The following is a 12,123-nucleotide window of genomic DNA, read 5'->3' as shown; positions in this document are numbered from 1 at the left end:
TCGTGAGGTGGAAGTCAACATGTCCAGATCGATGCAGGACCAAGCCCGAAGTGACCGGCGCCTCAGTCGCTTGATCAATATCGGCTTGCCCTATGTCTGGCTTGGTCTCTTCTTCCTGCTGCCATTCGTGATCGTGCTGCACATCAGTCTCGCCGAGTCGACGCTGGCGCAGCCGCCTTACACCGCGTTATGGCACTGGCTCGACCGCGGTCTGCTGCAAATCGAGATCAATCTCGGCAACTTTCTCTTGGTGTTCGAAGACGATCTGTACGCATGGGCCTTATGGCATTCCTTGCAGGTGGCCTTCGTCTCCACGGTGCTCTGCCTGCTGCTCGGCTACCCCATGGCTTACGCCATTGCGACGAGCGCCTCACGCTGGCGCCTCATTCTCTTGATGCTGATCATCCTGCCCTTCTGGACCTCCTTTCTGATTCGCGTCTACGCCTGGATTGGAATCCTCCAGACGAACGGACTCCTCAATGATCTGCTCTTGTGGCTTGGCCTGATCGAAACACCGCTGAGCATCCTCCATACGCCAACAGCCGTCTACATCGGTGTCGTTTATTCCTACCTGCCCTTCATGATCCTCCCACTCTATGCCAACCTGACCCGTCTCGACCCGATCTTGCTTGAGGCCGCCGCCGACCTTGGCTGTCGTCCGCTACGCGCCTTCTTCCGGATCACCGTGCCCCTGTCGCTGCCAGGTATCCTGGCCGGAAGTATGTTGGTCTTCATCCCGGTCGTGGGTGAATTCGTCATCCCAGACCTGCTTGGCGGACCCGAGAGTCTGATGCTGGGGAAGTTGTTGTGGACCGAATTTTTCTCCAACACCGACTGGCCCCTTGCCTCGGCCCTCGCGATCGTGCTGTTGGGGATTCTCGTCGTGCCCTTCGTGATGATGCAACGACTGCAACAGCGGCTTGAGGAGAACCGACCATGAAGCGTCAACGCTGGCCGCTGCTGAGCGTCCTCGCGTTTGGTTACGCCTTTCTCTACGTGCCGATCCTGCTGTTGATCCTCTACTCCTTCAACGAGTCGCGGCTGGTAACGGTTTGGAGTGGTTTCTCAACGAAATGGTATGGGGAGTTGTTTCGCAACACACAGTTGCTCGATGCGGCCTGGCTGAGCGTGCGAATCGCCGCCACCAATGCGACCTTTGCCGTGGTGCTTGGCACGCTGGCCGCCAATGCCATGGTGCGTCATCGGCATTTCCGTGGACGGACCGGTTTCGAACTCCTGATCACCGCGCCACTGGTCATGCCCGATGTGATCATCGGGCTTTCGCTCCTGCTCCTCTTCGTGGCCATGCAGCAGGGCATCGGTTGGCCGGATGGGCGCGGCTTCACGACCATCACCATCGCCCACATCACCTTCAGCATGGCCTATGTTGCCGTGATCGTCAGGGCGCGCCTACTGCAGTTAGACCGCTCTCTTGAGGAGGCCGCCATGGATCTGGGCGCGCGCCCACTGACGGTCTACCTGCGGATCACCCTACCCTTGATCGCACCGGCCTTACTTGCCGGCTGGCTGCTGGCCTTCACGCTCTCGCTCGATGACCTGGTCATTGCCAGTTTTGTCGCCGGCCCTGGTTCGACCACCTTGCCCATGGTGATCTACTCCAGTGTGCGTCTGGGTGTCTCACCGCAGATCAATGCCTTAGCGACCATCATTGTCGCGATCGTCACACTCGCGGTGCTGATCGCCGCGCTCGCGTTGCGCGGGGAGCGCGCGCGGCGATAGCCGCGCGTGTTCGCTTCATCCAGAGGCTATCGGGCAAGAGCACCAGATAGACGACGCCGAGAATGACGAATTGATACCAGAAGCTGGTCAACCAGACCGGCGTGACACCAGTTGCCAGCCAGGTTTCGGCCAGCCGCTGCAGATTGAAGAAACTGAAATAGGCCAGGAAGGCAAGCGTCAAGCGCGCCGAACTGCGCTGACGGGGCGAGAGCGAAACCAACGGGATGGCGATGATCGTCAGGACCAGGATCGCCAGGGGCATGGCAAGTCGATCCTCGAGTTCGGCGCGATCGGCCAAGTCGTCCGAACGCAGCAACTCCAGACTCGGCGTGGTGGATCGCTTGTGCATGTGCGCAAGTGGGGCATGCGAAGCGCGAATGCGGATGAAGTACTCATTGAAATCACCGATCAAAAAGGCCGCCGACCCCGGCACTCCGTCGAACCGATGACCTCGCGAGAGGACAACCAGATGATCGCCGCTTTCCGGCTCGACCCGATGATGTCCCCCGTCACTCACGACGAGCCGAGCAACCTCATCGCGTCGGTCCAGAATGAAGACATCTCCAAGTGATTGTTGACGGTCCATCTCGCCGATATAGAGCACCACTTGACCGCCTTGATCGAGATAGAAGCGGCCGGCTTGGAGTCCCGCGACCCGCGCGGTTTGCTGATTCTGCTCGAAGCGAATCTCAAGCACCCCCGCAGCGGCCCAGGGTTGGACAACCAGTGACAGCCAAGCGGCCACCACAGCCACCGGGACCGCCAACACGAGCAGGCCTCGTAACAATCGACCGGGACCGATCCCACAGGCTCCCATCGCGATCAGTTCGCTGTCCTTCGAGAGCCGGGTCAAGGTGACGAGGACGGCCAGGAAAAATGCCGGAGGCAGGATCCGCGCCAGATCGCCGAGCACTTTGTAACCCAGAAATTGCACCACGAGATGCACGCTCAACGCCCCGGCGTTCACCTCTTCCAATGTGCGCAAGAAGAGCAGACTCGCGACGATCATCATCAATACCGCAACGATCGCGACCAGGACCTTGGTCGCTTCGAGCAGCAGGTAACGATCGACGATTCCGAGCATGACTGTCCCTAATGAGGCGATCTGACATTCTGACACAACCGCAAGCGCACAACCCGATCCAACGCCTGTCCCCAGCAATTCCTAATCTCGTTTTCCAGCGCCCAGGTGGTGGCCCGATGATCAGTCGACGCGCCATCTTGGCGCGCCAAAACGCGGCTGGTAGCTGCGTTTTCTCAGGATGATTCAGCTTGCTCGGGAACCGTATCAAGGGCCTTGGATGCCACCTCATAGACATCGGCCGAGAGTTCCCCGGTTTCGAGAACGCGCGCGAGTTCGCGGCGCATTTGTGCTTGCCGTCCCGCATCATAGCGACGCCAGGACAGAATCGGCTTGAGCAACCGTGCGGCAATCTGCGGGTTCAGTGGATCCAGTTCGAGCACGACGTCGCTGAGTAACCGGTAGCCGGAACCGTCCGCGGCATGGAACTGCACCGAGTTGGCGTGACAGAGTGCACCGATCAGGCTGCGCACGCGATTAGGATTGCGTAAGGAAAAATCAGGATGAGCCATGAGGCCTCGCACCCGCTCCACCGTCCCCTCTCGGCAACTCGAGGCCTGCACGCTGAACCATTTGTCGATGACCAATGGCACCTGCGACCACCGCTCGTAAAACCGCTGCAGCGGCGCGTCGCCGGCCGCTCCGCCGTGGTCAACGAGCAAACGCAGCGCCGCGAGGGTGTCGGTCATATTGTCCGCGGTCTCGAACTGCGTCTGGCAGAGATTGAAGACCTTGGCACCATCCACAGCCATCAGCAAGGCCAGGGCGCGGTTCTTCAAACGCCGCCGCCCGATCGCCCTTGGGGTCACTTCAGTGGGTGCTGGATCCTGATTGTGCGCATAGGCGGCCATCAGATCATCGTTCAAATGGGTTCCGAGATGGCTCGCAAGCTGGCGGTGCGCGCGGTGGATCCCGTCGACGTCGACGACATCAAGTTGATCAGCAAGATAGCTCTCAGAGGGAAAGGTGAGGAGTTCAGCGATCAAGGCGGGATCCGTCGCCGGATCGCGCAAGGCATCGCGGAAGGCCGCAACGACATCGTCTGGGATTAGGGTCGTCGGATCCTGTGTCAACCTCAATAGCAGCCGCTCCTGCAGTCGCTGCGCCGCATCCCAGCGACAGAACCCATCGCGATCGTAGCGCATGAGGTGAATCAGGTCGGCGTTGGTGAAGGCATAGCGCAGCTTCACTGGCGCGGAGAAGCCACGCAGCATCGAGGGCACGGGTCGCGTCCGCAGACCGAGCACACAGATCTCTGTCTCAAGCTCGCGCAGTTCGAGCACACGGGTCCCAGCGGGTTGATCCTGGACATCGCCCTCGAGGCGGACAGGGCATTCGCGGCCCTGATCGTCCAGCAGACCCAGCGCAAACGGCAGATGGAGCGGTTCCTTGACGGGTTGGCCTGGAGTGGGTGGCGTCCATTGCCGGATTCGCAGTCGATAGAGGTGCCGGGTGGCATCATGATCGGCCTCGATATCGAGATAGGGTGTCCCTGCCTGAGCATACCAGCGCCGGAACTGTGCGAGATCACGTCCACTGACCTCCTCGATGCAGCGCACGAAGTCATCCGTCGTCACGGCCTGGCCGTCATGGCGCTCGAAATACCGATCGGTTGCACGTCGGAACAGCTCTGGGCCGAGCAGGCAGGCCTGCATCCGGACTAACTCAGCTCCCTTGTTGTAGACCGTCGGCGTGTAAAAATTATTGATCTCAATGTAGCTATCGGGGCGCACCGGGTGAGCCATCGGACCGGCATCTTCGGGAAATTGATGGTTACGAAGAAACCGTGCGTCGGCAATGCGCTGGACATCGCGGGAGCCCACTTCGGCTGAGAACTCCTGGTCTCGATAGACCGTGAATCCTTCTTTCAAACTCAGCTGGAACCAGTCGCGGCAGGTAATGCGATTGCCGGTCCAATTATGGAAATACTCGTGGGCAATCACACTTTCGATCCCCTGAAAATCCTCATCTGTCGCCGTATCTGGGCTGGCGAGGACGAATTTGTCATTGAAAACATTCAGCCCCTTGTTTTCCATCGCCCCCATGTTGAAGTGACTCACCGCAACGATCATGTACAGGTCTAGATCGTATTCCCGCCCAAAGCGCTCTTCGTCCCAGCGCATCGCTTTCTTCAGCGCCTGCATCGCATGGCCACAACGATCGAGGTTGTGCGGTTCGACGAAGATCCGCAACCCGATGTCACGACCGGAGCAGGTGCGAAACTGATCCTCGACGACGCTCAGATCCCCACCGATCAGTGCAAACAGGTAGCAGGGTTTGGGGAAGGGATCGTCCCAAATGACCTGGTGACGTCCCGCGGGAAGCCGTGTCTCAGACACCAGATTGCCATTCGCGAGCAAAACGGGGAAGCGGTCCTGATCCGCGATCAGTGTCGTACGAAATCGGGATAGCACATCCGGGCGATCGAGGAAGAAGGTGATCTTGCGAAAACCCTCCGCCTCGCATTGAGTACAGAGCATCGGCCCGGACTGATAGAGGCCTTCGAGAGCGGTGTTGCGATTGGGGTGAATCCGCACCTGCGTCTCGAGTTGAAACCGATCGGGCACGCGATGGATCCGCAATGCCTCCGCTTCAAGCTGATATTCCGCTGGTGTCAGGGTCTGTCCAGCAAGTTTGAGCTCAATCAGCTCAAGTTGTTCACCATCGAGCGTCAAACTCCCATCGCCACGGGTGGCCGCCGGGTTGCGGGAGAATTCAAGGAGAGCATGGACAGTTGTGACCTGCTCGTCGAGTTCGAACGTCAGGTCGACACGCTCGATGAGGAACTCTGGTGGACGGTAGTCGGCAAGTCGAACCGGATGGGGCCTGTCGCGATACATGCTGATATCCTGCTGCTTCGTGAAGGATGTCCGGGAGCGATCGGCACGGGGTGGGTTTGCTCCGCTACCCCTTGTCAAGCGTGCCCTCGCCCGCGGACGTTGGATGCGTCCCCTGGAGCGATCGGACCCAAGCGCGATCGAACCTGATTCAATCCTCCTCCGGTCGAACCAAGCAATTTTCAAGGTTGGGTTGACGAACGGCAGGCGTCCTGGCGAAGCTGTGCGCCGAAAACAGGGCGAGCCAGGTTCCGGCAGCTCCGCTTCTTAAGCCAGCCGGGACGCCGCCCGAACGGCCACCTGGTTGCCCGGGGACAGCGGGCGCATGCATCCTCTGTTGGCATGGGTACGGACTCACTGATGTCGATCACGACGTTTATTCCCTAACCTAGGTCTCATTCCATCATGTCTTCTGTCATCCTTTACACCACACGCATCTGCCCATATTGCTGGCGCGCGCGTGAGTTGTTGCAACGAAAGGGCGTGGCATTCGAGGAGATCTCCGTCGATCAGAATCCCGAGCACATGGCGACCATGCGCCAGCGCAGCCGCCGCAACACCGTTCCGCAGATCTTCATCGGCAATCACCATGTCGGTGGCTATGACGATCTCGCCCTACTCGAGGCCCGTGGCGAACTGGATGCCTTGCTGGCCGCCGCCGATGGCTAAGTCCCCGGAACCGCTGAGCACGATGCGGTTGGATAAGTGGCTCTGGGCGGCACGTTTCTTCAAAACACGCCAACTTGCCGTCGAAGCGATCAATGGCGGCAAGGTCCATCTCAACGGACAGCGCGTCAAGCCAGGAAAAACCATCACAGTGGGCGCCGGCCTTGAAATCCAGAAAGGTGGCTTGTCCTGGACCATCGAGGTCCGCGCGCTCTGTGCCCAACGCCGTCCCGCATCCGAGGCCGCTTTGCTCTACACCGAAGACGAGCAGAGTCGACTGAGACGTCAACACATGGTGCTCGAACGTCGTGAATTGGGGATCGGGCATGGGGAGTCGACGGGACGACCCAACAAGCGCGATCGTCGTCTTATTCAACGATTCAAGACGCCAGCCAACTCGAGGGGGCAAGAGCCGCGTGGACAGTGATGCCTTTCGTCGAACCTATCGTGATCTCAATGAGCGCTATTGTGTCTTCGAAAAGGCCATGCTCACCAATCAGTGTGGATGCTCGCAGGCGCAAAAATTTTGTATTGCCGAGCGCGAAGGCGTGCATTGTGGTGCTGATGAGGCGCAAGCCGATTGCATCGCCTTACTGAACCTCCTGCGCCAACAGGCGCGCTTTGCCCTCAAGAGCCGTCATCCAACGCGCGCACTCCCGCATGCGCAGGCGCTGCGATTACAGGTTGGTGGGTTACGCGGCGTCGCCGCAGTCGTCGAGCCAACCGAGCCCGCTCCCGCGAACATCGCCGACGTACGCGGCTTGATCATCGCCGCACTGGCCCATTTCGGTGCGCTCGAACACTTGCCTTTCGCACAAATCATGCAGCAGATTGCGGCCTACCGGGGACGGCGGCGACGTTCTCGACTGCGCGACTGAGGAGGCCTCAGGCTCTTGCCGCCGCCGCGCGTGGGGGACGCCTAGGATTGCACTTCAACCCTGACGACACCGCCCGAAAAGCGGTCAGGATTCTGGACGACGAAGGCGGATTCAGACCAGCCGGCGGGTCCAGAGCGCGACTAGCCGTCGGATGAACAGACTCAGCCTGCTTCTGTGCTGGTGAGAAGCACCGGCGTCCCGACCCCAATGCGGTCAAATAGTGCGATCAAATCATCGTTTCGCATACGAATACAACCATGAGAGAGCGGGACACCCATGGGTTGCGTATCCGGGCAGCCGTGGATATAGATGAATCGACGCAGGGTATCGACCTCGCCGCCGCGATTGAACCCGCGTTCGCAACCCGTCAGCCATAGGATGCGGGTCAGAATCCAGTCCCGCTCAGGCTGTGCCGCCGCGAGTTCCTCGCAGTAGATCTCGCCAGTCGGTCGTCGAGCGCGAAATACCGTGCCGAGTGGACATCCGTCGCCAATGCGCATGCGGACACGATGCAGACCACGGGGCGTGCAGCCGCTGCCGAATCGCTCGCCGACCCCATTGCGCCCGGTCGACACGCGATACCTCGCGAGCTGCCGGCGACCCGTCCGGAGTCTTAACCATTGCTGGTCCAGATCGATCTCGATGACCGAGTCAGCTATGACCATGACCGGACTCGCCCGAGCGGGTTAGGATGAGCGAGACGCCACGGGCCAGAGACGAAAGGGTCGGCGCGCGAGATTCGCATTGAAATACCGTGGATCATATGACACCTCCTCACCCAGCCAACTTGGGCGTTCGAAGGGTGCATCCTCTCGCTCCAACTCAATTTCGGCCAGGATGAGCCCGCTGTTCTCGCCAGCGAACACATCGATCTCCCAACGGTGCGTCCCGACACGGACTTGATAACGGATCTTCTCGATCACGGATGAAACGCTGAGGGTCTCGAGCATGGCCCGGGCCTCCTCTACCGGAATCGGATACTCGTATTCATCCCGGGTGATCCCGTTTGTCACACCCTTGACCGTGATCAATCCTCGCTCGCCCATCACCCGCACGCGAATCGTCGCCCGATCCGTCTGCGCCAGATAGCCTTGTTGGATGGCTTCGCTGCGCTCGATCGCGTCTTGCCATGATGCGTCGCGGACGAGAAATTTTCGCTCGATCTCGGATGCCATGCTTACCTCCGGTCAAAGACCGCCATCGACTCGACGTGTGCGGTGTGCGGAAACATATCCATGACCCCTGCCTCGCTGAGACGATACCCCAGCACATTCACCAGTCGATCAGCATCGCGGGCGAGCGTGGCCGGATTGCAGGACACGTACAGGATCCGCTCGGCACCCAAGCGAGGCAGCCAGTCCAAAATGGCGATCGCGCCACTGCGCGGTGGATCCAACAGGACCTTAGAGAAATGCTCGGACAACCAGGGCTGCTGATCCAGCTCACCATACAGGTCCGACACATGAAAACGTACATTGTTGATTCCGTTCCGCTCCGCGTTCGCCCGCGCCCGCGCGACAAGCCCGTCATCGCCCTCGACACCCACGACCTCGCTGACCCGTCGCGCCAGCGGCAGGGTGAAATTACCGAGGCCACAGAACAGATCCAACACTCGATCATCGGGTTGTGGCGATAAGCGATCCAGCGCCTGGTCCACCATCAGGCGATTCAACTCAAGATTCACCTGCGTGAAATCCGAAGGCAGAAAGTCCAGCCGCAGATCATGGTGCGGCAGATCATAGTGGAGAGGAGCGGACTGTCCAGACAACGCTCGAATGCTCTCGGGCCCGCCCTCCTGGAGATGGATCCTGAACCCCTCGCGCTCGCCAAATGCCGTGAGTGCGTCCACATCTGTTTCCGTCGGGGGAGCCAACACGCGAAATACCAAGACGGTCGTATCGTCCCCCATCGCCACCTCGATCTGCGGAACCTGATCGCGAATTGTCAGGGTATCGATCAGGCTCGCGATGGCGCTCATCCGAGCTCCTACACTTGGATGCAGAACCTCACACTGACTCACGTCAGTGATAAAGGCGTTCCCACGCTCCCGAAAGCCGACGAGCGTGCGCCCTTTCTTCGACACATAGCGAACCCCAAGACGCGCTTTGCGACGATAACCCCAGGCGTTGGCCCGCAAGGGAGGGAGCCACGTCTGCGGTGAGATTTTTGCGATGCGTGCCAAAAGGGCTGCAAGACTCTCCTGCTTAGACCGGATCTGCGCATCAACATGCATATGTTGCAGGCTGCAGCCCCCACAGACACCGAAATGCGAACACCTCGGCTGCACCCGATCCGAGGAGCTCTGCAACACCTCCTCCACCGTCCCTTCGTCGAAGCGCCGCCGTTGACGCCGATAACGAAAACGGACTTGTTCGCCTGGCAAGGCACCATCGATGAAGACAGCCTTGCCTTCGATATGCGTCAAGCCCCTGCCCTCGTGCGTCAACCCCTCGATCAGCGCGTCGACGGTCTCCACAGGGAGTGGTTTGCGTCTTCTCGACACCTTAGATCCTCCGATGGTTCGAATCCCTGGTTGCAACAACGATCTGTCCAGACTTCCCACGTACAGGGGCCGACGGGATTAGCCTAAATCCTGCATGTCTCTCTTTTTCATTGAATATCCAGCAACCTCCGGCCTGGCATTGGGTCGTCATCGGATTCCTCGCCCTGTTCACCTCTGTTGCACGGGGCTAGGGTACCCATCATCTTCTCGTCAACCCTAACTTCGAGGCCGCGACCCTCGCCCCTTGGAACGTGAATGCCTGGGGCGGACAGATGCAGGCACAGATTGTGAGCCCCGGGCGCGTTGGCGGCCAATCGGCATCGCTCGCCCCCTGGAATATCAACGCGTGGGGCGGGAGCATGCCAGCCGCGATATCAGACGCTAGACCACAGGTAGCGCAAAGGAACGACACAGAGGATCAGTCTGCTGAATCACGGCGAGCCGGAATTGACCGTGTCTCAGACCACTGTTACAATTCTGTGCTGATCGGGCGCATAGCTCAGCGGGAGAGCACTGTCTTCACACGGCAGGGGTCGGTGGTTCGATCCCACCTGCGCCCACCATATAAACTAAGAACATAAAAGCCGACCTCTGGTCGGCTTTTGCGTCGTGGGTCCATTGCGGGCCCGTCTTAAGACCCGCCCTCCGACTGTAGGGCATCCATTTTGATCAGGGGTCGATCAGCGTCAGCCGCTCGGCCTTGAAGCGGTCACGGTCTTCCTTGCTCGCCGGGTCGTAGCCATTGGCCTGCATCTGCTCTTTCAGCCAACCCGGGAGCGGACCACGGATATAGAAACGTTCGTGGTCGTTGGGATCGACATAGCGACGCTTGTCGACGGGGTTGTTGCTGGTCGTTTTCCGAGCTCCGCGGGTCAGTCGACTGGCGATATCCTCAAGGTCATAGCCGCGCTCAAGGATGAGATCGCGCAGTTCGCGGATGAAATCGCCGCGTCCTTCTTCTCGTTTTTTGACCAGTAGTTGGGCAATGACCGATTGCTGGTAGGCGATCTCCTCGGCCTGTTTCTGCAGTTCGTCCAGACTCAGTTGTTCGTATTCCATACTTCCGTTCCAGTTGTGTGCGTTTTCTTTTGAGCGAGTATTGACATGGATGCGTTGATGCTGAGATCAAGGTGTGCATTAAAGCATAATTGATGAGCGGGCGTCGAATCCATTTGACCCATCCAGTCAGATGGGCTTTGCCAGGGAACGATTGGACTGTGGAATGGAGTGCAAAGGGCACCGGAACGCCTGACCGATTCGCAGTGTGTCCATCCCAAGGCTTCTGCGCGATGGAATCACGTTGCGTTGGTGCCGACTCCCCATTGAACAATAGAATCCTGAGCACTCGGGAGAGCGAGATCCGTCCACTCCCTGAGTGAGCCATGCAAGGTGTTCAGGTCATGCTGCCGCCAACACCCTCCGGCGAGAGACGATCAGGAAGAGGAGCAGAAGACAGACGATGGCAATGGTCGCTAGGAACAGGACTGTGGCAACGGATTCATGTTCCAAAGCCATGACCACGATGCTGTTGCATGCGGCCAGGATCGCGAAAAAGGTCAAGGATTCGGAATGGGGATTCCTATAGACCTTCCTGACCGTAGGCCCGAAGCCCAAGAGGTCGACGAGGTTGAGCACCACCCGAGGATGGCCTCGCGACGGTGGCTCAGTCGAGTGTCACCGCGTCCAGGTAGAACCAGCGTCCGTCTTCTTTGACGAACCGGCTGGTTTCATGGAGCCGGTGAGCTCGTCCGCCGATCTTGTAGCGAGCAACGAACTCGACGATCCCCTCGTGATCCTGTGGGGTGCCCGCCTCGACCCGACGAATCTTCAGTCCGAGCCAGCGCACGGGCGTGCGGTCTGGATCGATGCGGGGTGGTCGTGTGCGCGGATGCCAGGTTGCGAGAAGATAGTCGGTCCTGCTCAGGGTATAGGCGACATAGCGTGAGCGCATCAACGCCTCGGCGGTCGGCGGTGGGATGCCCTCGTCCAGGGCCGGACCGCAGCAGAGTTCGAATGGGCGTGGGCCGCCACAGGGGCAAGAGGTCATCGCAAGCGGCATGGTGGATCGCGTCGATGGTCAATCTGGTTGGACAGTCTGCCACAGGGGTTGGCGGTTTGCAGGTCGATGGATCAACCTGATTGGAGCATCCCAATGGTCGGAGTGGCGTCGACTGGATAACTGTCGCAGGATGATGACACGAGTGTCGACAGCACACTGTCGCGACGACCGAAAGGATGTGTTCGCATGCAAGAAACCCGATTCGCGCGTGATCGCCCGATAATGCCGGATGCCCCGCTGACTGATCTCGCATCGCTGCGCCGCCAGTACGACGGTTTTCTGCTCGATGCCTACGGGGTGCTGCTCGAGAGGGAGCGCGCCCTCCCGGGGGCGGTGGCGCTGCTCGCTGACCTGGAGCG

General features: G+C 59.7%; 12 protein-coding genes and 1 tRNA gene. 6 read left to right on the top strand and 7 right to left on the bottom strand.

All coding sequences use genetic code 11. The features are described from left to right. Positions 1 to 19 precede the first annotated feature (19 nt). Entirely contained in the window at positions 20 to 940 is a 921-nt protein-coding gene (locus CKO25_RS15190) for an ABC transporter permease subunit (RefSeq protein ID WP_200388801.1), read from the top strand. Next, positions 937 to 1,740 carry an ABC transporter permease subunit gene (locus CKO25_RS15185; protein ID WP_200388800.1) on the top strand — a complete coding sequence of 268 codons (804 nt, stop codon included), beginning with the start codon at positions 937 to 939 and terminating at the stop codon, positions 1,738 to 1,740. Before CKO25_RS15190 ends, CKO25_RS15185 begins: the two co-directional genes overlap by 4 nt. Here the strand turns inward: CKO25_RS15185 and lptF are convergent. Both lptF and pepN read right to left on the bottom strand, forming a co-directional pair. Continuing rightward, the gene (lptF, locus tag CKO25_RS15180) at positions 1,682 to 2,824 is read right to left on the bottom strand and encodes an LPS export ABC transporter permease LptF (RefSeq protein ID WP_200388799.1); all 1,143 of its coding nucleotides are present in this window, start codon (positions 2,822 to 2,824) and stop codon (positions 1,682 to 1,684) included. The two genes, CKO25_RS15185 and lptF, sit on opposite strands and share 59 nt — an antisense overlap. 173 nt (positions 2,825 to 2,997) lie before the next feature. Beyond that, positions 2,998 to 5,661 carry an aminopeptidase N gene (pepN, locus tag CKO25_RS15175; RefSeq protein WP_200388798.1) on the bottom strand — a complete coding sequence of 888 codons (2,664 nt, stop codon included), beginning with the start codon at positions 5,659 to 5,661 and terminating at the stop codon, positions 2,998 to 3,000. A gap of 402 nt (positions 5,662 to 6,063) precedes the next feature. On the opposite strand from pepN, the gene grxC reads away from it, so the two are divergent. Genes grxC through CKO25_RS15160 form a run of 3 tightly spaced genes read left to right on the top strand, consistent with a single transcriptional unit; the run spans position 6,064 to position 7,202 of the window. Continuing rightward, entirely contained in the window at positions 6,064 to 6,327 is a 264-nt protein-coding gene (gene grxC / locus CKO25_RS15170; protein WP_200388797.1) for a glutaredoxin 3, read from the top strand. Next, the gene (locus CKO25_RS15165; protein ID WP_200388796.1) at positions 6,320 to 6,751 is read left to right on the top strand and encodes an RNA-binding S4 domain-containing protein; all 432 of its coding nucleotides are present in this window, start codon (positions 6,320 to 6,322) and stop codon (positions 6,749 to 6,751) included. Before grxC ends, CKO25_RS15165 begins: the two co-directional genes overlap by 8 nt. Further along, on the top strand, positions 6,741 to 7,202 hold the full coding sequence (locus CKO25_RS15160) for a hypothetical protein (RefSeq protein ID WP_200388795.1): 462 nt from the start codon (positions 6,741 to 6,743) through the stop codon (positions 7,200 to 7,202). The genes CKO25_RS15165 and CKO25_RS15160 overlap by 11 nt, the downstream gene beginning before the upstream one ends. A 161-nt stretch (positions 7,203 to 7,363) precedes the next feature. Here CKO25_RS15160 and CKO25_RS15155 read toward each other — a convergent pair whose 3' ends face one another. The 3 genes from CKO25_RS15155 to rlmD are packed head-to-tail and all read right to left on the bottom strand — an operon-like array spanning position 7,364 to position 9,705. Continuing rightward, positions 7,364 to 7,867: a L,D-transpeptidase gene (locus CKO25_RS15155; protein WP_200388794.1), complete on the bottom strand. Its 504-nt coding sequence runs from the start codon at positions 7,865 to 7,867 to the stop codon at positions 7,364 to 7,366. A 21-nt stretch (positions 7,868 to 7,888) separates the two neighbouring features. Next, the gene (locus CKO25_RS15150; protein ID WP_200388793.1) at positions 7,889 to 8,377 is read right to left on the bottom strand and encodes a CYTH domain-containing protein; all 489 of its coding nucleotides are present in this window, start codon (positions 8,375 to 8,377) and stop codon (positions 7,889 to 7,891) included. Positions 8,378 to 8,379: 2 nt separating this feature from the next. Next, positions 8,380 to 9,705: a 23S rRNA (uracil(1939)-C(5))-methyltransferase RlmD gene (gene rlmD / locus CKO25_RS15145; RefSeq protein ID WP_200388792.1), complete on the bottom strand. Its 1,326-nt coding sequence runs from the start codon at positions 9,703 to 9,705 to the stop codon at positions 8,380 to 8,382. Positions 9,706 to 10,193: 488 nt separating this feature from the next. On the opposite strand from rlmD, the gene CKO25_RS15140 reads away from it, so the two are divergent. Beyond that, a tRNA-Val gene (locus CKO25_RS15140) sits at positions 10,194 to 10,268 on the top strand. A gap of 106 nt (positions 10,269 to 10,374) precedes the next feature. Here the strand turns inward: CKO25_RS15140 and CKO25_RS15135 are convergent. Both CKO25_RS15135 and CKO25_RS15130 read right to left on the bottom strand, forming a co-directional pair. Continuing rightward, a complete protein-coding gene (locus CKO25_RS15135) occupies positions 10,375 to 10,764 on the bottom strand; it encodes an H-NS family nucleoid-associated regulatory protein (RefSeq protein ID WP_200388791.1) in 390 nt (129 codons plus the stop codon). A gap of 604 nt (positions 10,765 to 11,368) precedes the next feature. Then, positions 11,369 to 11,764: a YchJ family protein gene (locus CKO25_RS15130; RefSeq protein WP_200388790.1), complete on the bottom strand. Its 396-nt coding sequence runs from the start codon at positions 11,762 to 11,764 to the stop codon at positions 11,369 to 11,371. Positions 11,765 to 12,123 lie beyond the last annotated feature (359 nt).

The organism is Thiocapsa imhoffii (assembly GCF_016583985.1).
GTDB lineage: Bacteria > Pseudomonadota > Gammaproteobacteria > Chromatiales > Chromatiaceae > Thiocapsa > Thiocapsa imhoffii.
This window is presented reverse-complemented; position numbering and strand designations above follow the sequence as displayed.

Excerpts from the sequence above, each read along its gene's own strand:
- CKO25_RS15130 (WP_200388790.1), bottom strand. The coding sequence starts at position 11,764 with ATGCCGCTTGCGATGACCTCTTGCCCCTGTGGCGGCCCACGCCCATTC.
- lptF (WP_200388799.1), bottom strand. The coding sequence starts at position 2,824 with ATGCTCGGAATCGTCGATCGTTACCTGCTGCTCGAAGCGACCAAGGTC.
- CKO25_RS15135 (WP_200388791.1), bottom strand. The coding sequence starts at position 10,764 with ATGGAATACGAACAACTGAGTCTGGACGAACTGCAGAAACAGGCCGAG.
- CKO25_RS15190 (WP_200388801.1), top strand. The coding sequence starts at position 20 with ATGTCCAGATCGATGCAGGACCAAGCCCGAAGTGACCGGCGCCTCAGT.
- grxC (WP_200388797.1), top strand. The coding sequence starts at position 6,064 with ATGTCTTCTGTCATCCTTTACACCACACGCATCTGCCCATATTGCTGG.
- CKO25_RS15165 (WP_200388796.1), top strand. The coding sequence starts at position 6,320 with ATGGCTAAGTCCCCGGAACCGCTGAGCACGATGCGGTTGGATAAGTGG.
- CKO25_RS15150 (WP_200388793.1), bottom strand. The coding sequence starts at position 8,377 with ATGGCATCCGAGATCGAGCGAAAATTTCTCGTCCGCGACGCATCATGG.
- CKO25_RS15185 (WP_200388800.1), top strand. The coding sequence starts at position 937 with ATGAAGCGTCAACGCTGGCCGCTGCTGAGCGTCCTCGCGTTTGGTTAC.
- CKO25_RS15155 (WP_200388794.1), bottom strand. The coding sequence starts at position 7,867 with ATGGTCATAGCTGACTCGGTCATCGAGATCGATCTGGACCAGCAATGG.
- pepN (WP_200388798.1), bottom strand. The coding sequence starts at position 5,661 with ATGTATCGCGACAGGCCCCATCCGGTTCGACTTGCCGACTACCGTCCA.